This is a genomic window from Streptomyces sp. PsTaAH-137, from assembly GCF_003259365.1.
In the GTDB taxonomy this organism is placed as follows: domain Bacteria; phylum Actinomycetota; class Actinomycetes; order Streptomycetales; family Streptomycetaceae; genus Streptomyces.
The window spans coordinates 95,418-118,966 of record NZ_QLLY01000012.1; the positions used below are offsets into that span (position 1 = coordinate 95,418).

17 protein-coding genes and 1 riboswitch are annotated in these 23,549 nt (G+C 73.0%); of the genes, 2 read left to right on the forward strand and 15 right to left on the reverse strand.

Annotated features, from left to right (window positions below):
- Positions 1 to 74: 74 nt before the first annotated feature.
- Complete coding sequence (locus K377_RS25885; protein WP_111665918.1) at positions 75 to 776, reverse strand: transglycosylase family protein; 702 nt, start codon at positions 774 to 776, stop codon at positions 75 to 77.
- A gap of 4 nt (positions 777 to 780) precedes the next feature.
- Positions 781 to 983: riboswitch (cyclic di-AMP (ydaO/yuaA leader) on the reverse strand.
- A 136-nt stretch (positions 984 to 1,119) separates the two neighbouring features.
- A complete protein-coding gene (locus tag K377_RS25890; RefSeq protein WP_111665919.1) occupies positions 1,120 to 2,139 on the reverse strand; it encodes a transglycosylase family protein in 1,020 nt (339 codons plus the stop codon).
- 330 nt (positions 2,140 to 2,469) lie between these two features.
- Here K377_RS25890 and K377_RS25895 point away from each other — a divergent pair, with 330 nt between their 5' ends.
- Positions 2,470 to 3,705, forward strand: a complete 1,236-nt coding sequence (locus K377_RS25895; protein ID WP_111665920.1) for a cytochrome P450 — start codon at positions 2,470 to 2,472, stop codon at positions 3,703 to 3,705.
- On the opposite strand, the gene K377_RS25900 is transcribed toward K377_RS25895, so the two are convergent.
- From K377_RS25900 to K377_RS25925, 6 genes are all read right to left on the reverse strand, one after another.
- Entirely contained in the window at positions 3,692 to 4,681 is a 990-nt protein-coding gene (locus K377_RS25900; protein WP_111665921.1) for a nucleoside triphosphate pyrophosphohydrolase, read from the reverse strand. The genes K377_RS25895 and K377_RS25900 overlap by 14 nt on opposite strands.
- Positions 4,682 to 4,718: 37 nt before the next feature.
- Positions 4,719 to 5,393, reverse strand: coding sequence for a SurA N-terminal domain-containing protein (locus K377_RS25905; RefSeq protein ID WP_111665922.1), 675 nt, complete (start codon positions 5,391 to 5,393; stop codon positions 4,719 to 4,721).
- A gap of 145 nt (positions 5,394 to 5,538) precedes the next feature.
- On the reverse strand, positions 5,539 to 6,375 hold the full coding sequence (locus K377_RS25910) for a glycoside hydrolase domain-containing protein (RefSeq protein WP_111666049.1): 837 nt from the start codon (positions 6,373 to 6,375) through the stop codon (positions 5,539 to 5,541).
- Between the two features lie 107 nt (positions 6,376 to 6,482).
- Positions 6,483 to 8,054 carry a serine/threonine-protein kinase gene (locus K377_RS25915; RefSeq protein ID WP_181512648.1) on the reverse strand — a complete coding sequence of 524 codons (1,572 nt, stop codon included), beginning with the start codon at positions 8,052 to 8,054 and terminating at the stop codon, positions 6,483 to 6,485.
- A 5-nt stretch (positions 8,055 to 8,059) separates the two neighbouring features.
- Entirely contained in the window at positions 8,060 to 8,701 is a 642-nt protein-coding gene (locus K377_RS25920; protein ID WP_111665923.1) for a hypothetical protein, read from the reverse strand.
- Between the two features lie 119 nt (positions 8,702 to 8,820).
- On the reverse strand, positions 8,821 to 10,926 hold the full coding sequence (locus K377_RS25925) for an N-6 DNA methylase (RefSeq protein WP_111665924.1): 2,106 nt from the start codon (positions 10,924 to 10,926) through the stop codon (positions 8,821 to 8,823).
- Positions 10,927 to 11,129: 203 nt separating this feature from the next.
- Between K377_RS25925 and K377_RS25930 the strand changes: the two genes are divergently transcribed.
- Positions 11,130 to 11,981, forward strand: a complete 852-nt coding sequence (locus K377_RS25930) for a DUF4190 domain-containing protein (protein WP_111665925.1) — start codon at positions 11,130 to 11,132, stop codon at positions 11,979 to 11,981.
- A gap of 51 nt (positions 11,982 to 12,032) precedes the next feature.
- Here K377_RS25930 and K377_RS25935 read toward each other — a convergent pair whose 3' ends face one another.
- The 7 genes from K377_RS25935 to K377_RS25965 form a co-directional block, all read right to left on the reverse strand.
- Entirely contained in the window at positions 12,033 to 12,803 is a 771-nt protein-coding gene (locus tag K377_RS25935) for an N-acetyltransferase (protein WP_111665926.1), read from the reverse strand.
- A 4-nt stretch (positions 12,804 to 12,807) separates the two neighbouring features.
- Entirely contained in the window at positions 12,808 to 13,545 is a 738-nt protein-coding gene (locus K377_RS25940; protein ID WP_111665927.1) for an HNH endonuclease family protein, read from the reverse strand.
- A gap of 136 nt (positions 13,546 to 13,681) precedes the next feature.
- Entirely contained in the window at positions 13,682 to 17,215 is a 3,534-nt protein-coding gene (mfd, locus tag K377_RS25945) for a transcription-repair coupling factor (protein WP_111665928.1), read from the reverse strand.
- 132 nt (positions 17,216 to 17,347) lie between these two features.
- Positions 17,348 to 18,232 carry a polysaccharide lyase gene (locus tag K377_RS25950; protein WP_202455411.1) on the reverse strand — a complete coding sequence of 295 codons (885 nt, stop codon included), beginning with the start codon at positions 18,230 to 18,232 and terminating at the stop codon, positions 17,348 to 17,350.
- Between the two features lie 22 nt (positions 18,233 to 18,254).
- The gene (locus tag K377_RS25955; protein ID WP_146614759.1) at positions 18,255 to 20,039 is read right to left on the reverse strand and encodes a right-handed parallel beta-helix repeat-containing protein; all 1,785 of its coding nucleotides are present in this window, start codon (positions 20,037 to 20,039) and stop codon (positions 18,255 to 18,257) included.
- A 956-nt stretch (positions 20,040 to 20,995) separates the two neighbouring features.
- Positions 20,996 to 22,264: a glycosyltransferase gene (locus K377_RS25960; RefSeq protein ID WP_111665930.1), complete on the reverse strand. Its 1,269-nt coding sequence runs from the start codon at positions 22,262 to 22,264 to the stop codon at positions 20,996 to 20,998.
- Between the two features lie 41 nt (positions 22,265 to 22,305).
- Positions 22,306 to 23,178, reverse strand: a complete 873-nt coding sequence (locus K377_RS25965) for a 2-dehydropantoate 2-reductase N-terminal domain-containing protein (RefSeq protein ID WP_111665931.1) — start codon at positions 23,176 to 23,178, stop codon at positions 22,306 to 22,308.
- Positions 23,179 to 23,549 lie beyond the last annotated feature (371 nt).

Genomic DNA, 23,549 nt, shown 5'->3' on the forward strand with positions numbered 1-23,549 from the left:
GGTGGGGACGGGGGTGCGGCCGGGGGCTCGGCGTCCGCCGATGCCGGGCCCGCGGCACTCCCGCGGGGTGCTGCTTACTTCAGGTGGAGCTGCTGGCCCGGGAAGATCAGGTCGGCGTCCTTGACGATGTCCTTGTTGAGCTTGAACACCTTCTGCCAGTCGGTGCCGTGCGCGTCGGCGATCTTGCTCAGGGTGTCGCCGGTCTTGACCTTGTACTCGCCGTCGCCCTTCTCGACCTTCTGGCCGGTCGGGGTGGTGACGGTGTCACGCGACTGCGAGCGCGAGGCGGCGGAGGAGTCGGTGTGCTGCTCGGTCGACTTCTGCTCCTGCTGCTGCGGCCGGCTCTGCTGCGGCTGCGACTGCTGGGTGTCCTGCTCGGCGGCCGGGGCGGAGTTGCCCGTGGAGGCGCCCGAGAGACCCACGCCGCAGCTCGGCCAGGCACCCTTGCCCTGCGAGGCGAGGACCTTCTCGGCGACGGAGATCTGCTGGGCCTTGGAGGCGCCGGCGGCGGAGGACGCGTACTGCGTGCCGCCGTAGGCCGCCCAGGTGGACGGCGAGAACTGGAGGCCACCGGAGTAGCCGTTGCCCGTGTTGATCGACCAGTTGCCACCGGACTCGCACTGCGCGACCTGGTCCCACTCGGAGGTGGAGGCGGCGGAGGCGGAGGTGGCGCCCATCAGCGGGACGGCGACAGCGGCACCGGCGACACCCGCGAGGGTGGCGACACGGACGGCCTTGGACGGGCGGCGGTGCTTGCCCTTGCTGGAAAGCAGCATGGAGAGATCCCCTCACCGACGCCTACGAGGTGAGCTGTCGGATTCGGGCCAGTGAGTGCCCGGTCGCGCATCCTTGTGCGCGACTTAACCCCAAGCCGTCTCGGTCTCCCTCGACGGCGGCTTACCTGGGTCCCCCGCTCCTGCCTACGGCGCTGACGCGTCGACTGTTCCCGTACGGACGTTGGCAGGATTCGGCGTGACGTCCATCGGGGCCCGCTGTGGCGAGCGGTGACGACCGTAAGCAGTGGATCCGCCCGATTTCAAAGACGATCAGGGTCTTTGAGACTCATGTCTCACTCGAACAAAAGTGGACATACGAGCCTCAAAGACCCCGTAACTCCCGCTACTTTTCGACCGATTCGAGCCCAAGATCCAGACTCTGACCAGGGAGGATGAGGTCGGGGTCGGTGCCGACCGTCTTCTTGTTCGCGTCGTAGAGCGCGGCCCACCCGCCCTGTACGTCATGGGCGTCCGCGATGTCCCAGAGGTTGTCACCCGAGCGGACCACATAGGCCGCGTCGTCGCGCTCCTCGGCGCGGGACGCGTGACGGCCGTCCTGCGTACGCGAGTCGGCGTCGTCGTCCGCCGCGGGGTCACCCCGGTGGCGGCCGTTGGACGAGGCGTCCCCGGAGTCGGCGGAGCCGCTGGAGTCGGTGGCCGCCGGGGAGTTCGGCGAGGCGGTGCCGGACGGGGCCGACGCGTCGTCGCCCGCGCTGTTACCCCCGGTATCGGCGGAGCTGTCGGCTGACGGCTCGTCGGACGCCTCGCCCGACGGGTCGCTCGACGGGTCACTGGCCGCGTCGTCTGACGCGTCGTCCGACGCCGTGCCCGACGCCTTGCCCGAGGACGCGCCCGAGGCCTTGTCCGATGTGCCCGACTCGTCGTGATTCTTGTCTCCCGCGTCCGCGTCGGAGCCGGAGTCCGAGTCGGCCGTGTCCGACGGCTGCGGGGTGGTGGTGGCGCCCGGGTCGACGTCCGCCGAGCCGTCGCCCTTGGTGAGCCCCGCCGTGAGCGAGCAGCTCGGCCAGGCGCTCGGCCCCTTGTCGTCGAGGACCTTCTCGGCGACGGCTATCTGCTGCGAACGGCTGGCCTGGTCGGCGCGCGGGGCGTAGTCGAGGCCGCCGTACTGCTCCCAGACCTCCTGCGAGAACTGCAGGCCGCCGTAGTAGCCGTCGCCCGCGTCCAGGCTCCACTGCCCGCCGCTCTCGCACTCGGCGACCTTGTCCCACGTGGTGGCCGTCGCCGCGCCCGCGCCGGTCGCGCCGAGCAGCGGGATCGCGATGGCGCTGCCGGTGACTCCGGCGGCGACGACGAGAGCAGGGGCCTGGCGGGGGCGACGGTGTCGGCCGTTCCCGGAGAGCATGCGGTTGCCTTTCGCGAGACTGTCACTGCTGCACGCGACAGGATGGATCTGTGGTGCCTGTTGTGCGTGTGTCGCGATGACTGGTGAACGTAGCGGGACTCGAACGCTTGTCACAAGTCGATGCAGCGTAGATCACGTGACCATCACAGATTTGACACAACGTCAGTTTTTAACCACCTGTGAGGGGTCGCGAACTGTGCGGCGAATGCGTCCAGTTCGCGGCATTTCAAGATCACGACAAAACACCCCACGGCGCCGCCCCGCCGGTCCCGAGTGGCACCGGTCACACATGTTCGACCTGCGCCGACCGCTCCCGGGTACGGTCGGGATGTGAACACCGCGCCCGTCCCCGAACTCTTCACCTGGGAGTTCGCCACCGATCCGTACCCCGCCTACGCCTGGCTGCGCGAGCACAGCCCTGTGCACTGGACGACCTTGCCGAGCGGCGTAGAGGCCTGGCTGGTGACGCGTTACGCGGACGCGCGCCAGGCGCTCGCGGACCCGCGGCTGTCCAAGAACCCGGTGCACCACGCGGACGACGCCCACGGCAAGAGCAAGACCGGCATCCCGGGTGAGCGCAGCGCAGGCCTGATGACCCATCTGCTGAACATCGACCCGCCGGACCACACCCGGCTGCGGCGCCTGGTCTCCAAGGCGTTCACCCCGCGCCGGGTCGCCGAATTCGCCCCGCGCGTCCAGGAACTGACGGACGGCCTCATCGACGGCTTCGCCGCCCGCGGCAGCGCCGACCTCATCCACGAGTTCGCCTTCCCGCTCCCCATCTACGCGATCTGCGACCTGCTCGGCGTCCCGCGCGAGGACCAGGACGACCTGCGGGACTGGGCGGGCATGATGATCCGCCACGGCAAGGGGCCGCGCGGCGGGGTCGCCCGGGCCGTGAAGAAGATCCGCCGCTATCTCGCCGACCTCATCCACCGCAAGCGGCTCGGCGACGGCGACGACCTGATCTCCGGCCTCATCCGCGCCTCCGACCACGGCGAGCACCTCACCGAGGAGGAGGTCGTGGCGATGTGCTTCGTGCTGCTCTTCGCGGGGTTCGAGACGACCATCAACCTCATCGGCAACGGCACGCACGCCCTGCTGCGCCACCCCGGGCAGCGGGCCGTCCTCCAGTCCGCCCTCGCCCGGGGCGAGCACGGGCTCCTGGAGACGGGCGTGGAGGAACTGCTGCGCTTCGACGGGCCCGTGGAGATGGCGACCTGGCGGTACGCGACCGAGGATCTGACGATCGGCGGGGTCGCGATCGCCGAGGGCGACCCGGTGCTCGTGGTGCTCGCCGCCGCCGACCGGGACCCCGCCCGGTTCGACAGTCCCGACACCCTCGATCTGGCCCGCCGCGACAACAAGCACCTGGGGTACGGGCACGGCATCCACTACTGCATCGGCGCCCCGCTCGCCCGCCTGGAGGGGCACACCGCGCTGGCGACGCTGCTGACCCGCCTTCCGGACCTGCGCCTCGGCGAGGACCCCGCCGAGCTGCGCTGGCGCGGCGGGCTCATCATGCGGGGGCTGCGGACGCTGCCCGTGGAGTTCACGCCCCGCTGACGCGCTGCAGGCCTTCGGCGGCGCGCACCGCGTCCCGGTAGGCGCGGGCCGCCGCCCGGAGTGCCGCTTCCGGGTCGACGCCGGACGCCTCGGCGCGCAGCGCCAGGGCGAGCAGTTCGGCGCCGACGTCCTCGCCCTCCGGGACCGGGACGTCGAGGCCCGCCGTGCGCACGCGCGAGCCGAGCTTCGCGGCGAGGGCCAGACCGGGCTGGCCGACCGGCACGCCGTCCGTCACCGAGTCGCGCTGCTTCGACTCGGCCTTCTTGCGCAGCCAGATCTCCCGGACCTCCTCCGGGGTGGCGGCACTCTCGTCGCCGAAGACGTGCGGGTGGCGGTGGATGAGCTTGTCGACGATGCCGCCCGCGACGTCGTCGACGGAGAACGGCTCCTCGGTGTCCTCCTCGGCGATCCGGGCGTGGAAGACGACCTGGAGCAGGACGTCGCCCAGCTCCTCGCGCAGCTCTTCCCGGTCCCCGGCCTCAATCGCCTCGACCAGCTCGTACGCCTCCTCGATGACGTACTTCGCCAGGTCCTCGTGGGTGCGCAGCGCCGACCAGGGGCACTCCCGGCGGATGCGGTCCATGACCTGGACGAGGTCGAGGAGGCGGGCGCCCGGCAGGTCGTAGGAGCCGGGGAGGAGTTCGAGGGACGGCATCGCGACGCGGCCGGAGCCGGCCAGCGTCGCCAGGCCGTCGGTGAGACGGCGGTCGCCCTCCGCCGTGGTCAGCACGACGACGGTGCGGCCGCCGTCGGCGCAGCGCTCGACGAGGTCGCGGGCGGCGGGCGTCCCGAGGGTGACCTCGACGCCCGCCTCCTTCAGATACGGCAGCTGCGGGTGCTCGGAGTCGGCGCAGAGCACGTCGTCGGCGGCGTGCAGGACCTGCCACGCCTGCCAGGACAGCAGCCCGGGGGCGACCCGGTGGCTGGTGGTGAGCAGGACGACGCGGCCGGCGTCGGAAGAGGTGTCGTCGTTCACGCCTCGAACGTAACGCAGGCCGCCGACAACGTCTGCGCTAGGCCGTCTGCTGCTGGTCCGCCGGAGCCTCCTGGGTGACTTGGGTCAGCCAGGGGGTCTTGGCGTCGACGCGGCCGACGGTGCCGGCCTTGGTGACGCCCCAGCTGCCGTAGCGCGGGTTCAGGTCGATGTTCAGTTCCTTGGACGCCTGGGAGAGCGCCTTCCAGAAGGCGGCCTGGCCCGCGGGGGTCTGGGTGTCGGCGCCGAGCGACGTCGCCAGCTTCTGCGCCTCGATCTCGGTGCGCAGCGACTCGGTGAGCCGCTTCGGCGCGACGTTGTACTGCTGGAGCCAGGACGCCTCCAACTGCTTGGCGCCGCCCGCCTGTTGCTCCAGGCCCGCGCGCATGTCCTGCATCTCCTTGCGGGAGACGGAGACCCCGGCGTCGGTGGCGGCGCGGTGCAGCACCCGGTCCAGGACCATGGTGTGCAGGGTGTTGCGGGTGAGGCCGCCGGACTTGGCGACGGCCTGTTCGTACTGCGCGCTGTCGGCGGTGACGTCCTGCTGTGCCTGGCGCACCTCGCTCACCCTGCTCTCCAGCTGGGAGACGGTGATGCGCTGGCCGCCGACGACGGCCGCGGCGCCGGGATGCGCCTCGCTCCCGCAGGCGGTGAGGACGGGGAGCGCGGCGACGGCGGCGGTGGACAGGACGAGCGCGGTGCGGCGGCGGTGCAAGGTGGCCTCCCTGCGGCGAGTTTGTGCGTCGGTGCACAAAGTCCGGCGGTGATCGATGTTAGGAGGTGACCGCGGGCTCGGCCACCTATTCGACAACGATTCGTCGGGAGATGAGGTACCGCCCCGGCCGCCGCGGCCTGATGACTCAGCCGGTGATGGCGACCGGCGCGTCCCAGGCGTTGCGGTCGACCGTGATGGTGTAACTGCCACGCTTCTCCTTGCTGTTCACCATGTACTGGTGGGCGCGGCTGTGGTTCGTGTAGAGCGACTTGTCCCACGGCCAGTCGGAGGTGGTGGTGTTCACCTTGTCCCACTTGGCGTACCAGAGGTTGCCCGGCAGGTCGGTGCGGTCGGTGGCGGTGGCGATCGCGGCGGCGCTGGAGCTGGAGAAGCCGTAGTAGCCGGCGCGGTAGATCTTGCCGCGCAGCACCTTGTCGAAGGCGCGGACGTAGTTCAGGACCGCCTTGTTGCAGGAGCTGTTCGTGGTGTCGTACGGCTCCATGTCCAGGTAGATCGCGCTGCCGGCCTTCATGCCGAGCGCGGCGGACTTCGCCACGGCGTCCTTGCCGTCGGCGGTGCCGAGCGTGGCGGCGTTGGACGTGGTCATCTTCTCGTTGCGGGTGCCGGTCTGGCACGGCGGCTGGGCGCCCACGTAGAGCGGGATGAGCTTCCAGCCCTGCGCGGTGACCGTCTTGACCCAGGACGCGGTGAGGTTGGGCTGGGCGCAGCCGCGGTTCTTGCCGCCCACGTAGACGGCGGCCGCGCCGTAGAACCCGGTGTTCCAGGCCTTCATCGCGGCGGCCGACGGCGCGGTGCAGGCGTCGAAGGCGCGGCCGGTGAACGTCTTCTGCGCGGGCCAGGTGGTGGCCGCGGACGCGGTGGTCGCGGCGAAGGCGCCACCGGCGACGACGACCGCTCCGGCCGCGCTCCAGGCGATGTAGCGGTTGCGCTTGGAGAGTCTGTGGCTTCCGGCCCTGGACATGCTGATCCCCACCCCTGTCGGACGTGTGTTCCCCCGGCGCTCCGTGCGCCGAGGAGATCATGACAGGCGGCGCACCAAGGACGCGCAAAAGAAAGGCCCGGAGAGCGTCAGCCCCTGACCTGTCCCAGCCATTGCAGGGTGCGCCGGACCTCGGAGGGGAACGGGTGGGCCGGGCCGTGGATGCGCTCCGCGTCGTGCAGCAGCCGGACCAGGGTCTCCTGGGCGGCGCCCCGGTCGCCGACGGCGAGCAGCAACTGGCCGATGCGGCGCCGGACTTCGAGGGCGAGCCGCAGGTCCGTGGTCGCGTACTGGTTCTCGTAGTACGGCAGCAGGGAGCGGTACTCGGCGAGCGCCGCGGCCGGTTCGCCGAGGGCTTCGAGGCACTGGGCGACCTCGTAGCGGAACTGGAGCGACTGCGGGTCGGCGTGGCCGGCCTCTGCGGCGCGCTCGTCGGCGAGGCGGCGCAGTTCGGGCAGGGCGCGGCGGTACTGGCCGTCGTCCATGAGCGTGGCCGCGTACTGCTTGCGCAGGGTGCGCACGACGGGTGAGTGCTCGCCGTGCTGGGCGGCCGCGGCGGGCAGGATCGCGCCGAGGATGTCGACGGCCTGGGTGATGCGGCCCTCGCCGAGGAGGCGCTTGACCTCGTCGACGGCGCGGGCCACGTCGGGCCGGTCGCCCTGGACGTCGGAGCCCGCGGGCTGCGGCGCGGGGGTCACGGCACGGTCGGGCCACGGGGCGTGCGGGCGCAGGAACGGGCGGGTCGGGTCGAGCGGACGGCCGCTGGGCACGCCCCGCGCGGGCAGCAGCGGCAGCAGTTCCTCGTACGTCTGCTGGGCGGACGCCGGCCGGTGCTGCGGGTCCTTCGCGAGCAGCCGCAGGACCAGCTGCTCGAGCGCCTCGGGGACCTCGGGGCGCAGCTGGCGGACCGGGACCGGGGCCTCGTACAGATGGCGGTGGAGGATGCCGAGGGCGGTGGTGCCCGCGAACGGCACGTCGCCGCTGAGGAGTTCGTGGAGCAGCACGCCGAGCGCGTACAGGTCGGTGTACGGGCCGACGGCGCCGCCCATCGCCTGCTCGGGCGCCATGTAGGCGGGCGTGCCGATGGGCGAGCCGGTGTGGGTGAGGCGGGTGGTGTCGGTCTCGAGGACGGAGGCGACGCCGAGGTCGAGGACGGTGACGGTGCCGTCCTTCTTCACCATCACGTTGCGCGGCTTGAGGTCGCGGTGGACGATCGGCACCGCGTGCACGGCCGAGAGGACGGCGCACAGCTGGGCGGCGATCGAGACGGCCCACGGCCACGGGTAGGGGTCGTGCTCGGCGAGGTGGTCGGCGAGGTCGGAGCCGTCGACGTACTGCATGACGAGGTACAGGAACGGCGGATAGCCGGTGCCGGTCCCGTCGCCCCCCTCGGTGCCCGCGTCGTGCACCGTGACCAGGCCGGGGTGGTCGACCTGGGCGGTGACGCGGCACTCGCGCAGGAAGCGGCGGCGCAGCTCCTCGGCCTCGGCGCCCGCGACCCGGTCGGGGCGGACCAGCTTCACGGCGACACGGCGGTCCAGACGCTGGTCGTACGCCGTCCAGACCTGGCCCATGCCGCCCTGGCCGATGAGCGAGGAGAGTTCGTAGCGGCCCGCGATGAGGTGGCCGCCGGAGGTGGGGAGCCCCGACAGAGCTGACAACGCCGTCACCGACCGCCGTCCTGCTTGCGCAGGTAGTCGCTCAGCTCGTCCAGCTCCGCGCGGACCTGGTCGATGCGCTGCGGGGGCTGGCCCTGGGTGCTGGGCTGCGGCGCGGGGGCGGGGGCGGGGGCGGGCGTCTGATGGGGCAGGGGCGCGGTGCCGCCCGTCTGCGTGGTCATCCCGTGCACCGGCGGCGCGACGGGCGCCTGCGGGTACTGCTGGGGCTGCGGCTGGTGCTGGGGCTGCGGGTAGCCGTACACCGGCGGCGGCTGCACGCCGTACGGCGCCGCGCCCATGGGCTGCGGGTGCCTGCGGACGAAGCGGATGTCGCAGACCAGGTAGTACGAGACCGAGATGATCATGTCCACGAACATGAGCCCCATCGCGGTGTTCCCCCACCACGTGGTGAACTCGTCGGCTCCCGGGTCGCTGAACACGCCGACCCAGCAGATGAACTGGAGCGCGGCGACTCCGGCGAAGACGCCCCAGTCGGCCTTCCTGCGGGTGGTCACGGCGAGCCGGAGCACCGGCACGAACGCCAGGAAGCCGCACGACAGCACGGCGAGGGCCACGAAGAGCACGCGCAGGCCCGCCTGCGCTCCGGACGAGGGGAGCCTGGGCGGAGGCGCGTAGCCGTGGCCGTGCATGGATGCTCCTGTTGTGTGGCTGGTGTTCGAACCGCGTGCTCCGTCGAGCGTATAGGCCGACTGCGACAACCGGCCCAGGGTTGTACCGAACCGTTGTGGACCTGCTCACCCGGTGGCTCTCACTCCGGTGCGAGCGTGCCGTCCGTCAGCCCGTCGTGGAGGCCCTGGACGAGTTGTCCGCCGAGCCGGGAGGCGAGCCGCAGCGCGTCCTCGAACGCGGCCAGCGCCTTGAACCGCTCGCCGTACCCGGCCTGTTCGGGCAGGGGCAGCCGGGGCAGTTGCAGCCGGCGCACGTCGAGCCGGGTCGCCGTGGAGGCATAGCTGCTGGCCTGCCGGTTGTTGGCGGTGGAGCGCAGGAACCCGGCGACGAACCAGGGGTCGAGCGCGGCCGGGTCGGGGCGCAGCAGGGCGAGACCGCGGCCGAGGGCGGCGCCCTCGGTGGCCCCGTCGACGACGCGCGCGGTGGCGCCGCCGCCGACGACGGGCACGACGACGTCCCCGGCCCGCAGCAGGAACGGCTCGTCGTCGCCGGTGAAGGTGCCGGAGGGGGCGGCGCCGGCGAGGACGTCGTGGTCGGTGAGGACGGGGACCGCCGCGCGCGCGGGGCCGCCCGTGCGGGAGTCGGCCCCGGATGCGGCGGGGGTGCGCAGGAACAGGGCGCCCGCGCGCGCGAGTTCACCGATCGTGGTCAGCGGCCAACGGGCCGGTTCGGCGGCGGGGACGGCGGACTTCGGGGTGAGCTTCGTGGTGAGGCGGAGGGTGCCCGCGAGGTCCTCGCGCACGGCGGTCAGCTCGGCGGCGCCGCCCCCGCCCGCGGCCGGCGGCGGCAGCCTGCGGGCGGGCGCGAGGTCCACCTCGTCGTCGAGGAGTTCGATGACCGGCACCGAACGGGCCACGCCGGGGCGCTCCTTCAGCGCTCCGGCGCGGTCGAAGGTGTGCCAGGCGTCGAGCACGGCGTCCTGCACGGCGGCCCACGCCTGCTTCTCCCGTACGTCGCCGGGGGCGGCCAGCGAGGTGGTGTCGACGAGCAGCAGTTCGGGGGCCGGGCCCGGCGCGGCCGGGCCCGCGGGCCTGCGCAGCACCCACAGGTGCAGCGGGATGTTGTTCGGCGGGACAGCGCCCGCGGGCAGCGCGATCACGGCGCGCAGGGCGCCGCGGCGCAGCAGGTCGGCGCGGATGCGGCGGCCCGAGCGGCGGGAGGCGACGGTGGGCGGCATCAGCAGGACGGCGGTGCCGCCGTCCTTGAGGCGGGCCAACGCATGCTGCACCCACGCCAGTTCGGACTCGGTGCGGGCCGGGAAGCCGTACTCCCAGCGCGGGTCGTAAGCCAGCTCGTCGTGGCCCCAGCCGCGCTCGTTGAACGGCGGGTGGGCGAGGACCACGTCGGCGGCGACGTCGCTGAGCGCGTCGGCGAGCAGGGTGTCGGCGGCGGCGGTGCGCACGGTGGGGCCCTCGCCCTCCCCGGCGGGCCCGTCGAGGGCGAGGCGCAGGGCGGTCAGCGCGGCCAGTTCGGGGGCCGTGTCCTGGCCGTAGAGGCGCTGCCGGTCGCGGGCGCCGTGGGTGCGCACGGCGTGCAGCAGGGCGCCGGTGCCGCAGGCCGGGTCGAGCGCGGTGGCGGCGGGTCCGGCGAGGGCGGCCATCAGGGCGGCGGGTCCCGGCGGGGTCAGCGTGTACTGGCGCGGGTTCGCGTCCAGGTGGCGGCCGAGCAGGAATCCGAAGGCGCGGCGGGCGCCGATGTCCGCGGCGAGTTCGGCGGCGCCGCGCAGCAGCGGCACGGACGGTTCGAGGGCGGTGGGCCCCGGGGTCGCGAGGGCGCGCTCGGCGGGCGCCCCGAAGCGGGGGGTGAGGACGCCTTCGAGGGCGGCAGACAGCCGTTCGGCGAGGCCGCGGTCGTCCGTCGTGGCGCTCAGGGCGAGCCATTCGGTGGGCCGGTCGTGCACGAGCAGCAGGACGCTTCCGGCGTGCAGCAGCGCGGTGACCGGGCCCGCCGGGTGTCCGGCGAGCTGCTGCCAGACGCGCTCGCGCAGCGGTACCTCGGCGAGCTTGCCCTGGGCGCGCAGCCACTCCTCGACCTCGGTGAGCGCGAAGGAGGGGCTGGTGTCGGTGCCGCCCACGGGCCTGGGGAAGTCGGCGTGCCGGCGCCGCCAGTTGGAGACCGCGGCCCGGCCGACCCCGGCGAGCCGGGCGATTCCGGCGGCTGTCACCTCTGTCGCGTTGTCCTGCACCGCTCCGGCTCCCCTCGTGGCGTGACGTGTAGACCGGACCTTACCGACCTCCACCTAAGAACCGCATTCACACCTGTTCACAACGCAAATCTTGTGTACACGGTTGACTCGGTTCACAGATGATGGTGTTCTTGACCCAGCCAACCGCCGGATACACGGAAAGCCGGGGGGAGGTTGGCGTCTCTCATCTCGGAGGAACTGTCATGTCTCACACCCAGCCGCAGCAGCACCCGCAGTACCCGCCGTTCCAGCAGCCGCAGCACCAGCCGCAGCAGGTCGCGCGGAACGGGCTGGGGACGGCCGCGCTGATCCTGGGCATCATCGGCGCCCTGTCCGGGATCGTCCCGATCCTGTTCTGGCTGGCCGGTGTCCTCGGCGTGATCGCCCTGATCCTGGGCCTGACGGGCCGGTCCCGCGCCAAGCGGGGCGAGGCCACGAACAAGGGCGTGGCGCTGGCCGGCGCGATCCTCGGCCTGATCGCGATGGGCCTCGCGGTCTTCGGCGCGTACACCACGTTCAAGGCGGTCGGCGACGCGGTCGACGAGATCAACAAGTCGGTGTCGGACACGAAGGCCAAGGACACGAAGGCCGACAGCGAGGCCGACGGCAAGGCGGGCGCGGACAAGGGCGACACGAAGGACAAGGACGAGAAGCCGGCCGCGGGCAAGACGCTCGACGCGGGCGACTCCGTGATCTACGACGACGATCTGACGGTGTCGGTGTCGAACGCGGTGGCGTTCAACCCGAACGAGTACGCCGCGGGCCACACCAAGGGCAACAAGGCCTACAAGGTCACCGTCACGGTCACCAACGACAGCAAGGCGAAGTTCGACGCGACGCTGCTGACCGCCGACGCCCGCGCCGGCAAGGACGGCACGACCGCCGAGGCGATCTTCGACGACAAGGTCGGCGCGGGCTTCAACGGCACGATCCTGCCCGGCAAGAAGGCCACGGTCGTGTACGCCTTCGACGCTCCGGCGGACGCCGGGAACCTCACGGTCGAGGTCACGCCGAGCTTCGAGTACGACGGCACGCAGTGGGACCTGAAGCTGTAACGCTCAGAGCTTTTCGGACCGCCCGAGGGGGGCGACGGATGCGGCACGCGCTCACAGCGCGTGCCGCATCCACACGTTCGGCTCCACGTACACGGCGTGGTCGAGATCGGGCGCGCAGTGCACCGGCACCAGGGCGCCGGGCACCTCCACGGGACCCGCCGTGTCGAAAGGCAGCCCGGTCCACTCCCGCCACTGGGCGAGCGACCCGGACACGGTCATCGAGGCGGGCGCGACCTTCTCGATCGCGGCGCCCGCGCGGACGTGCACCCGCAGCCACGGGTCGTGCGGCAGCCCGTCCGACTCCCGCACCCGGTACGCGTACTCGCTCATCGGCGCGGCCGGCTCGCGGTGCTTGGCGCTGGGCCGCACCGGCGCGACGACCTGGCGGAAGCCGCGCGAGCGCGCGTTCTCCCGCATCGCCGAAAGCATCCGCCCCGACAGGCCCTTGCCCTGCATCTCCGGCAGGATCGTGATCTCGACGGCGCTGACCGTGTCGGGCACGGTCCCGCGCTCCCGGTCGGCGAACGCCCACTGGAGCACCTGGTCCCAGCCCCGGTCGGGGAGTTCCCCGCGCCCTTCGGCGCGCAGCGCGAACGGCACGCTGAACCCCCGTGCCACGACCTGCCCTTCGGCGTCGGTGGCGACGAGCACGTACTCGGGCAGCTCGTCGCGCACGCGGTGCATCAGCAGGGCGCCGACGGGGTCGTGCGGCACGAAGACCGGCCAGTTGTCGGGCATCGCCCACACCGGTCCGGCCAGGTCGGGCCGGTCGGCGAGGGTGGTGATCGTCAGGCCGTCGTGCGGCGGGGGCGGTGCGTCCATGGGGTCATCGTGCATGGAAGCGCGAGGGCGCCGCAGTCGAATTTCCGCCGGTGGGGAGCTTCTGGTCGGGGCAGGTGTTCAGCACCTTCTTCATGGCGTCCCGCTCGGCGCCGGTCACCCACAGCCCGTACTTCTTCTTCACGGCGACCTGCCCGGCGACGTACGTGCACCGGTAGCCCTTGTTGGGCGGCAGCCAGGTCGCGGTGTCGCCGTCGCCCTTGCTGCGGTTGGGGCTCGCGTCGACGGCGAGCAGGTTCAGCGGGTCGTTGGCGAGCGCGATGCGCTTGCTCGGGTCCCACTTGAAGGCGCCCTTCTGCCAGGCGTCGGAGAGCGCGACCAGGTGGTCGATGTCGACCCTGCTGGCGCCGCGCTTGAAGGTGACGTCCTTGCCGCCGTAGGGGTCGGGGGCGAGCGAGCCGCTCGCCACCTTGCACTTGCCGTCGCTGTACCGGACGTCCTTCAGGTCCCGCTTCAGGATGTCGTCGCGGGTGTCGCAGCTGTTGGAGTCGGTGTCGGCCCACGCGGTGCCGAATCGTTCCCGCGAGTAACCGGTCTTGGGCGCCCGCCCCTTGACGGTCAGCTCGTCGACGGCGGCCAGCGCACTGCCCGCCTTGCCCTGCGCCCCGGCCCCGGGGTTCCCGCTGCCGCTGCCGTCCGCGCCCTTGTCCAGCTCGGTCTTGCACCCGGTCACCGCCACGGCGGCCAGCACGACAGCCACCACGCCCCGCCCCGCGCCTCGCATCACGACACCCCTCCCGCATTGTTCACATGTGTTCGTACCGGTTGAGCCGGTTCAACGTATCGAATGCCCCGCGTCGCCCGGGGGATGCGGGGGTGGCCCGGGCGGGCTGTCGTGCGGCGGGTTCGGCGGCGCGGCCTCACGACCCCAGGATCGTCGTCAGAAACTCCCCCACCCAGGCCAGCAGTTGGCGGCCGACCAGCGGCTTGCCGCCGACCTTCGCCGTCTTCGGGCGCGGCACGAGGATCTGGTGGGTGGTCGGCTTGATGACCGTGCCGGGGTAGAGGCGCTTCAGGCGCAGCTCCTGGGACTCCCTCAACTCCACCGGCGCGAAGCGGATGTTGTTGCCCTGGAGGACGATCTCCCCCACCTCGCAGGCGCGGGACAGCATCCGCAGGCCCGCGACGAGCAGCAGGTTCTCGACCGGCTCGGGCAGCTTGCCGTAGCGGTCGGTGAGTTCCTCGCGGACGTGGGTGACGTCCTCCTCGGAGTTGGCGGAGGCGATGGAGCGGTAGGCCTGGAGGCGCAGCCGCTCGCCCGGCGCGTAGTCGTGCGGGACGTGTGCGTCGACCGGCAGCTCGATCTTGACCTCCAGCGGCGGCTCCTCCTCCACGCCGCCTTCGAGGGAGGCCCGGTAGTCGGCCACGGCCTCGCCGACCATGCGCACGTACAGGTCGAAGCCGACGCCCGCGATGTGGCCGGACTGCTCGCCGCCGAGCAGATTGCCCGCGCCGCGGATCTCCAGGTCCTTCATCGCCACGTACATGCCCGCGCCCATCTCCGTGTGCTGCGCGATGGTCGCGAGGCGCTCGTGGGCGGTCTCCGTCAGCGGCTTCTCCGGCGGGTACAGGAAGTACGCGTAGCCGCGGTCGCGGCCACGGCCCACCCGGCCGCGCAGCTGGTGCAGCTGGGAGAGGCCGAAGTTGTCGCCGCGCTCGACGATCAGCGTGTTCGCGTTCGAGATGTCGATGCCGGACTCGACGATCGTCGTGGAGACCAGGACGTCGAACTTCTTCTCCCAGAAGTCCACGACCACCTGCTCCAGGGCCTGTTCGGACATCTGGCCGTGCGCCGTCGCGATGCGCGCCTCGGGCACGATCTCGCGCAGCCGGGCGGCCGCGCGGTCGATGGACTCGACGCGGTTGTGGATGTAGAAGACCTGGCCCTCGCGCAGCAGCTCGCGGCGGACGGCCGCGCCGATCTGCTTCTCCTCGTACGGGCCGACGAAGGTGAGGACCGGGTGGCGCTCCTCGGGCGGCGTGGTGATCGTCGACATCTCGCGGATGCCGGTGACCGCCATTTCGAGCGTACGGGGGATGGGGGTCGCGGACATGGTCAGCACGTCGACGTTGGCCCGGAGCTTCTTCAGCTGCTCCTTGTGCTCGACGCCGAACCGCTGCTCCTCGTCGACGATGACCAGGCCCAGGTCCTTGAACTTGGTCTCGGAGGAGAACAGGCGGTGCGTGCCGATGACGATGTCGACCGACCCGTCGCGCAGCCCCTCCAAGGTCGCCTTGGACTCGGTCTCCGTCTGGAAGCGGCTCAGCGCCTTCACGCTGACCGGGAACTGGGCGTAGCGCTCGGAGAACGTGCCGAAGTGCTGCTGGACGAGGAGGGTCGTCGGGACGAGGACGGCGACCTGCTTGCCGTCCTGGACCGCCTTGAAGGCCGCGCGAACAGCGATCTCGGTCTTGCCGTAGCCGACGTCGCCGCAGATCAGGCGGTCCATCGGGACCGTCTTCTCCATGTCGTCCTTGACCTCGGCGATCGTGGTCAGCTGGTCGGGCGTCTCCGCGTACGGGAACGCGTCCTCCAGCTCCCGCTGCCAGGGCGTGTCCGCGCCGAAGGCGTGCCCGGGCGCCGCCATGCGGGCCGAGTACAGCTTGATGAGGTCGGCGGCGATCTCCTTGACGGCCTTCTTCGCGCGCGCCTTCGTCTTCGTCCAGTCGGCGCCGCCGAGCCGGTGCAGCGTCGGGGCCTCGCCGCCGACGTACTTGGTGATCTGCTCCAGCTGGTCGGTCGGGATGTAGAGCCGGTCGCCGGGCTGGCCGCGCTTGGCGGGCGCGTACTCGACGACCAGGTACTCACGCGTGGCGCCCTGCACGGTGCGCTGCACCATCTCGATGTAGCGGCCCACACCGTGCTGCTCGTGCACGATGTAGTCGCCGGATTCGAGGGTGAGCGGGTCGATGGTCTTGCGGCGCCGCGCGGGCATCCGCTGGCCGTCCTTGCCGGCCGTCTTCTGCCCGGTGAGGTCCGTCTCGGTGAGGACGGCGATCTTCAACTCGGGGTGCACGAAGCCGAATTCGAGGCTGCCGCAGGCCACCTGGACGACGGAGGGCGCCAGCTCGCCGAGGTCCCGCTCCAGACGGGCGGCGATGCCCTCGCCGCCGAGCACCTCGACGGTGCGGGACGCGGGGCCGTGCCCCTCGGTGACGTAGACCGCGCGCCAGCCGTCGGCGAGCCAGCCCTTGGTGTCGGCCAGGGCGCGGGCGGTGTCGCCCCGATAGGTCTCGGGGGCGTGCAGGCCGAGCTGGAGCGTGTCCGCGTCGAGCCCGGAGGCGTCCGCGGCGAACGGCGACACCGACCACCACATCATGCCCAGCTCACGGGCCCGCTCCCGGACGTCGGCGATGGAGCGCAGCGAGGCCGCGCCCACGTCGATGGGGGCCTCGCCGCCGGTCGCGGACGCCGCCCAGGAGGCCTGCAGGAACTCCTGGGACGTCGCGACCAGGTCGGCGGCCCGGGTGCGTACCCGCTCCGGGTCGCAGACGACGGCCATGGCGCCGTCCGGGAGCACGTCGAGCAGCAGCTCCATGTCGTCGACGAGGACGGGGGCCAGGGACTCCATGCCCTCGACCGCGATGCCCTCGGCGATCTTGCCAAGGAGTTCGCCCAGCTCAGGGTGTTGTTCCGCCAGGTCGGCCGCTCTGGCGCGGACGTCGTCGGTGAGCAGCAGCTCGCGGCAGGGCGGCGCCCACAGGCCGTGCTCGGCGATCTCCAGGGAGCGCTGGTCGGCGACCTTGAAGTAGCGGATCTCCTCGACGTCGTCGCCCCAGAACTCCACGCGCAGCGGGTGTTCCTCGGTGGGCGGGAAGACGTCGAGGATGCCGCCGCGGACGGCGAACTCGCCGCGCTTCTCGACGAGTTCGACCCGGGCGTAGGCGGCAGCGGCGAGCGCCTCCACCGTCTCGTTCAGATCGGCGGACTCACCCGAGCGCAGCGCCACGGGCTCCAGGTCGCCGAGGCCCTTGACCTGCGGCTGGAGCACCGAGCGGATCGGGGCGACGACCACCGACACCGGGCCGGTCTCCGGGTCGTCGGCGCGCGGGTGGCGCAGGCGGCGCAGCACGGCGAGGCGGCGGCCGACGGTGTCCGAGCGCGGGGAGAGCCGCTCGTGCGGCAGCGTCTCCCAGGACGGGTACTCCACGACGCCGTCGGCGGGCAGCAGCGAGCGCAGCGCCGCCGCCAGGTCCTCGGCCTCCCGGCCGGTCGCGGTGACGGCGAGCACGGGCCGCTTCGCCTCGCGGGCGAGCGCGGCCACCGTGAAGGGGCGGGACGCGGGCGGGCCCACCAGGTCGATGTGCATGCGGTTGCCGTCACCGGCAGCCTTCACCGCTTCGGTGAGGGCCGCGTCCTTGACGACGGCGTCGAGCAGTCCGTGCAGGCTCATGGGGGCCTTGGCCTTTCCCGTCCGGGGTGGGCAACGCAAAGGGCCCGACACGTCTCACGGGCCGGGGTTCTCCAGAGTACGTCGCCGGACCGACAGCCGCCGGACAGGGCCTGAGCGGCCCGGGGCCGGGGGCTAGCGCAGACCGGGCGGCGGGCCGATGGGGCGGGAGGCGACGGTGAACGCGGTGAAGTCCGCGTACTGGGCGCGCGGGGTGGCCCAGCTGGGGTCGCCGCCGCCGAAGAACGTCGAGAAGAAGACGCCCGCGATGCGCAGCTCGTCACTGGTACGGAACTCCAGGCCGTCCCGGGAGAGCACCCGCCGCCCGTCGAGGTCCACGGTGACCGAGCCGTCGCGGTGCCCGGAGCGGTTGAGGACCACGGACTGCTCGACGCAGGTCCAGCGGCCGACCGGCCAGGACCAGGAGCCGCGGCCGAGCGAGGTGCCGTGCACCTTCGAGGTGGGCAGGTACGCGTACACCTCGCCGAGGCCGCCGGAGCGCCACATGTAGCGGGTGGACAGGCCGTCGTCGCCGTCGGGGATGTGGCCGCCGCTGGTGGTCGTCCCCCCGTAGAGGCCGGGCAGCTTGCCGCCCTTGACGAAGTCGAAGCCCGCCGGGAAGCGCAGGCAGTACCTCAGGTGCAGCCGGTCGACGGGCCCGGAGCGCAGCGGCAGGTAGAGCTGGACGCCGCCCCCGGGCCGGTCGTAGGTGCGCGCCACCGTGGGACTGGCCGAGCGGGCCGGGTAGCGGACCCGCAGGACCGGGCCCGGGACCGGCCCGCCGCCGGCGAGCAGTTCGGCCCGGTCGAGGCCGAACGATCCGGCGTGCCGGGCGCTGACCTGCGCCCCGAAGAGTCCGGCCACGGCCCGCGCGCCCCCGGTGAGCGGCGGGCCCGTCGGGGTGGTGGTCGGGGGCGGGGCCGGTTGCGTCGCGTGGTCGTCCTTCGAGCCGGACGAACACCCGACGAGCACCGCCCCGGCCGCGGCGGCCCCCGCCACCATGAACTGCCGCCTGCGCATGGCTGCCCCTCCCTGTGCCCCGTCACGCGGTGTTCCTGACATGGCCCGCGACCCGCGGCGGCGCGGTCCTGCGGTGCCGGACCTGGTGGACGGTCTGGAGCAGCACCGCGAGCCCGAGCGCGACCAGCGCGGCGAGGCCGAGCCAGGGGAAGGGCGGCAGGCTGATCTCGGTGGCGTCGTCGAGGCGCACCGAGCCGTCCCCGGACAGCGCGACGGCCGCCCGCACCCGGGAGTCGGTCAACTCCAGGCGGGCGCCCGCCTCGGCGTCGACGCCCTTGCGGCGGGCCAGCACGTCCAGGCCGACGGCGGTGACCCGCGCGCCGGGGGCGAGGTGCACCCCGCGGCGGGCCTCGCTGACGACGAGCCGGTCGAGGCGGGCCGAGCCGCGCAGGTCGACGGCCGTCTGCGCGCCGGTGACCGAGCCGCCGTCGACCCGCAGCCCCGGTGCCGCCGAGGACAGGCCCTTCACGCTGGTGCCGCCGATCCGCACCCCGGTCAGGGACACGCCCCGGGTCGTGCCGGACGCGGTGATCCCGAACCGGTGGGCCCGCACGTCCAGGTCGCGCAGCGCGACGGGTCCGGCCCGGCCGCGTACGGCGACGCCGGTGGCACAGTCGTCGAGCGCGGTGCCGTCGACGACGACGTGCGCCCCGGCGACCTCGACGGCCCGCGCGAAACCGGTCGCCCGGCCGCCGCGGACGGTCGCGCCGCCGATGCCCGCGGCCAGCGAGATGCCCGTACCGCTGCCGTCACCGGCCAGGTCGGGCTCGCTCACCGTCACCCGGGAACCCGCCCCGAGCACGGCGATCGCGGCCGGGGTCGAGCCCACCAGCGGGCTGCGGACGGTGCAGGAGGCGCAGGACATCAGCCGGATGCCGCCGCTCCCGTCGCCGTACGCGACCGGGGCGCTCAGGACGAGGCCGCGCTGCGGTGTCGTCCTGATGCCCGTGCCGCCGTTGGCGCGGGTGACGACACCGGTCAGGACGCGGCCGTCGGTGCCGCCCACGACGACTCCGTGCCGCCCGCCGGCCACGGCGGACAGGGCGCGCACGGTGGTGCCGCGGTCGCCGTTCAGGACGACGCCGTCCTCGGCCGACCCGGTCGCGGTGACCCGGTCGAGCCGGACCCCGCGGGAGCCGCCCAGGCGCAGCCCGGTGCGGTTGCCCCGGAACGCCGAGCGGACGGCGCTGCCGGTGCTGCCCCTGGCCCAGGTGACCCCCGACTGCACGGCGGGTCCCGCGCGGCCGAATCCGGTGACGGTCGAGCGCACGATGTCCATCCGGCCGCCCGCGCCCATCGCCAGATAGGGCCGGCCCGGGCCGGGTCCTGTCGAGCGGAGGGTGGCGCCGGTGAGGTCGAGGACGGCGCGCGAGCCCTTGATCCAGGTGCCGGACGCGGCCGTCCGGCCCGTCGTGAACAGGACGGTGCCGTCGGCGGGCCGGATCTGGAGGGCGCTGCCCGGCGCGAGCAGGACCGCCGCGCGCACCCGCATCGTGGGGTGCCGTCCCGGCTGGTACGTGATCCAGCCCGCCCCCGCGTTGGCGGAGAGCCAGCCCGGGGTGACCGCGCCGGGGCCCGGGTAGAGCCGCCGCACGACGACCCCGCGCCGGACCAGGGCGACGGTGCCGGGACGCAGCACGATCAGCCGCTCGGGCCTGCCGTTGCGCGCCCAGGCCGCGACATCGGGATCGCCACCGGCCCGGGCCCCGGCTTCCTCCCGCCCGGGCTTCGTGACCCGGCCCGGATCCGGCACCTCGGGAGCCCGGGTCGGCGCGGCCGGCACCCGGGTCGGCAGGGTCGGCGCCACCGGCACCGAGGGCGCCGGAGCCCGCGTCGGCCGGGACGGCGCCGACGTGGGGTGCGCCGGGGCCGAACTCGGCGCACCCGGATCACGCGTCGGTTGGGGTGGGTCGGAGGTCGGTTGGGGTGGGTCGGATGTTGGATGCGGTGGTTCGGAGGTCGGCTGCGGTGGCGCGGATGTTGGTTGCGGGGGTCCGGAGGTCGGCTCCGCGGGCGCCGAAGTGGGCTCCGCCGGGGCCGAAGTCGGCTCCGCCGGGGCCGAGGTCGGCGCACCGGGCTCTTCCGTCGGCTCCCCCGGTTCACCTGTCGGCCGCCCCGGGCCCGAGGTCGGTGCCCCCGGGTCAGGGGTGGGCTCCGCCGGGGCCGAAGTCGGGGCCCCCGGGTCAGGGATGGGCTCCGCCGGGGCCGAAGTCGGGGCCCCCGGGTCAGGAGCCGGCTCCACCGGCGCCGAGGTCGGAACCCCCGGGTCACCCGTGGGCACCCCCGGGGCGGAGGTGGGCGCCCCCGGATCCCCGGTCGGCTCACCCGGGGCCGAGGTCGGCTCACCCGGATCATGGGTGGGCCCCGCCGGCCCCGAGGTCGGCGCCCCCGGATCCTCCGTAGGCGCCCCCGGACCCGAAGTCGGCCCGCCCGGGTCCGCGGTAGGCGGCACCGGTGCCGGAGCGGGCTCCCCCGGAGCGGAGGTCGGCGCCCCCGGATCTCCCGTCGGGCCCGCCGGAGCCGGGGCCTGATACCCCGAACCTCCCGGCACCCCGGAGAACGCCGTCACCCCCGGTGCCACGGCCCCCGGCACCACCACCGGCGCGGCCAGCAGCGCGGCTCCCACGGCCCCGAGCGCCGCCTTGCGCAGGGCGGCACCCGGGGAAGCGCCCCGTAAGGGGCGCGGGGAACTGCGCGAGAAGCCCCACCGGCGGCCGGCCGAACGACGACCCGCACCCCGGGCCCGCGCCCCGGCCCGCCCCCTCACGCCGCCGCCCCCGCCCCGGAGGACGGCGCGGCCGCCTCGGACGACGGGGCGACCGGCGCCGTACGGACCACGACGCCGTTCTCCACCGACACCTGACGCGTGAGCCAGCGCTGGCGGCGCACGGTGAGCAGGGCGCAGATCTTGATGACGGCCATCAGGAACGACATCACCACGAAGCCCGGCACCAGGAAGAACGACGTCGGCCTGCGTACGAGGTGCGGCAGCATCTTCATCGACCGGCTGACCCACCACCAGGCGCCCAGGCAGGCGACGAAGAACCAGTCGTGGCGGACGATCGCGTACGTCATGAAGAACGGTGACAGCAGCAGGGTGAAGCTGCTGACGCTCTTGTCGATCATGCTGTAGGCGAGAAACGGGTGCCGCCACACCCAGCGCCGCGACAGTGCTCTCAGATCGGAGCGCCAGGTGTTGCGGGCCCACCGCAGCCGCTGCTTGCAGAAGACGCGCAGCGTCCCGGGGAACGTCGACCAGACCCGTGCCGAGCGCTGCATGTACGTACGGTGCCCGCGCTCCAGGACGAGCGTGGTCAGCCGCTTGTCGTCGCCGGACATGCACGGCACGCCCATGAAGGTCTCGGCCATGAAGTCGTCGGAGACCTCCAGGAGCAGGGCGCGCCGGTAGACGGCGGTGCGCCCCGACAGGCAGGAGACGGCCCGGCCGAGGACGGTCTGCGACGCGTTCTCGTCGAAGTACCGGTAGTCGAGGAACATGTCGTTGACCCGCTGGAGGAACCCGCGTGGGTTGTAGACGTTCTGCCGGGTGCCGACCCCGCCGACGCGCGGGTCGGCGAACGGCCTGCGGACCTCGGCCGCGACGTCGTCGGCCCAGACGGTGTCGGAGTCGACCAGCGCGACCAGCTCCGAGCGGCAGGCCTCCCAGCCCCGCCGCAGGGCGTCGCGCTTGCCGGGGACGTCGGTGACGAGGACGGTGACCGGGTAGCCCTCCGCCACCCGGCGGCAGACGTCGTCGGTGACGTCGATGACCAGGACCACCTCGTCGACCTCGTTGGCCAGCCAGGACTCGATGGCGAGGCGGAGGATCTCCGGGTCCTCCTGGTAGACGGGGACGACGACGCCGAGCGTGGCCGGGTGCTCGCCGCGGGCGGGCCGGTACAGCGCCGCCGGCACCCGCCGCACCAGCCAGGAGGCCCAGCGGACCAGGCCGATGATGCCCAGCGGCAGATAGACGAGGTAGTAGCGGAGGTCGACGAACGCGCTGCCGAAGAAGTCGAGGAATCTGCTCATGATCCGTGTCCGTCCTCGTGGTGAGACCGCGCGGGCGGCGGTCAGGTCCGGCCGAGACTGGAGGCGGAGAGCACATCGTTGACCCTGACGACCGCCGTGAGCAGCGGCATGTCGATGCCGAGGCCGTCGGCGAGCGCCAGGAACCCGCGGGTGTCCTTGGGCAGGCAGACACCGCCGTACGGGCTGCCGCCGCGGATGCCGTAGTACGGGTTGTACGAGGCTTCGGCGGAACGGGCGACGGTCTGCGCGATCGGGTCCAGATCGAGGCCGAGCGTGCGGCTGACCAGCCACATCTCGTTCCAGAAGCTGATCTTCGTAGCGTTGTAGATGTTGTGGGCGCACTTCACGAACTCGGCCTCGGCCGGGTCGGTGAAGAACTGGATCTCGCCGCCGAACGGGGCGAGGAGCGCCGCGAGCCGCTCGCGGGTGCGGGTGCTGCGGGCGGCGATCACCGTCATCCAGGGATGGCGGAAGTCCTCGACGGCGGAGGCGGCGCGCAGGAACTCCGGGTTGCTGGCGAGCGTGAAGTCCTCGCCGGGCGTGCGGCCCGAGTACTTCTCCAGGAGCGGCTTGACGACGCCCTCGGCGGTGCCGGGCGGCACGGTCGAGCGGACCACGACGACGTGCGGTGCGGTGGCGTCGGCGAGCGCCCGGCCGACCGAGGCGGTGCCGTCCTGGAAGGCGGTCAGGTCGTAGCCGTGCCCGGTGCTCGGGGTGGGCAGGGTCAGGAAGATGAAGGCGTCGGGCGCTCCCTTCAGGTCGAGCGAGTCGTGGGCGTCGAGTCCCTGGGACCGCAGGTGGTCCAGGCGGTGCGGTGACACGTCGACGAAGGTCACCTCGTGGTCGGCACGAAGCAGGCCCTTGCCGGTGGCGGTACCGACGACGCCGGAACCGACGATGAAGATCCTTGACATGGCGAGTTCGTCTCCCGGTCGAATGCGCGGCCCTCGGGCCCGCGCAGATGGAAACGTCACAGGAATGCGCCCAGGGGCCGGCCTGAAAAGGCCCGGAGAGGGCCTGGAAGGACCGGTGAGGACCGGGAAGATCGGGAGAGACCGGCACGCGGGCGCGGAAAGTGAATTGCTGCTTGCGGACGCCGGAGCGCCGGCTCAATGCCGGCGCGCTCTGGACCCGTCCGCCGCCCGCGCTCTCGGTCCCCCGGATTCCCGCAGCTCATGGCCGATGGCATCGGCGGCGCGGGCGACCGCGGTCGAAGACGAGAGCACTCCCCCTCAACCCCCCTGTATTGCATGAATGTTGAACGCCTCTCGGCGTTCGCCCCTCC

Coding starts and splice junctions, on each gene's coding strand:
- K377_RS25885 (WP_111665918.1), bottom strand. CDS start 776: ATGCTGCTTTCCAGCAAGGGCAAGCACCGCCGCCCGTCCAAGGCCGTC.
- K377_RS25890 (WP_111665919.1), bottom strand. CDS start 2,139: ATGCTCTCCGGGAACGGCCGACACCGTCGCCCCCGCCAGGCCCCTGCT.
- K377_RS25910 (WP_111666049.1), bottom strand. CDS start 6,375: ATGTCCAGGGCCGGAAGCCACAGACTCTCCAAGCGCAACCGCTACATC.
- K377_RS25920 (WP_111665923.1), bottom strand. CDS start 8,701: ATGCACGGCCACGGCTACGCGCCTCCGCCCAGGCTCCCCTCGTCCGGA.
- K377_RS25930 (WP_111665925.1), top strand. CDS start 11,130: ATGTCTCACACCCAGCCGCAGCAGCACCCGCAGTACCCGCCGTTCCAG.
- K377_RS25935 (WP_111665926.1), bottom strand. CDS start 12,803: ATGGACGCACCGCCCCCGCCGCACGACGGCCTGACGATCACCACCCTC.
- K377_RS25940 (WP_111665927.1), bottom strand. CDS start 13,545: ATGCGAGGCGCGGGGCGGGGCGTGGTGGCTGTCGTGCTGGCCGCCGTG.
- mfd (WP_111665928.1), bottom strand. CDS start 17,215: ATGAGCCTGCACGGACTGCTCGACGCCGTCGTCAAGGACGCGGCCCTC.
- K377_RS25950 (WP_202455411.1), bottom strand. CDS start 18,232: ATGCGCAGGCGGCAGTTCATGGTGGCGGGGGCCGCCGCGGCCGGGGCG.
- K377_RS25960 (WP_111665930.1), bottom strand. CDS start 22,264: ATGAGCAGATTCCTCGACTTCTTCGGCAGCGCGTTCGTCGACCTCCGC.
- K377_RS25965 (WP_111665931.1), bottom strand. CDS start 23,178: ATGTCAAGGATCTTCATCGTCGGTTCCGGCGTCGTCGGTACCGCCACC.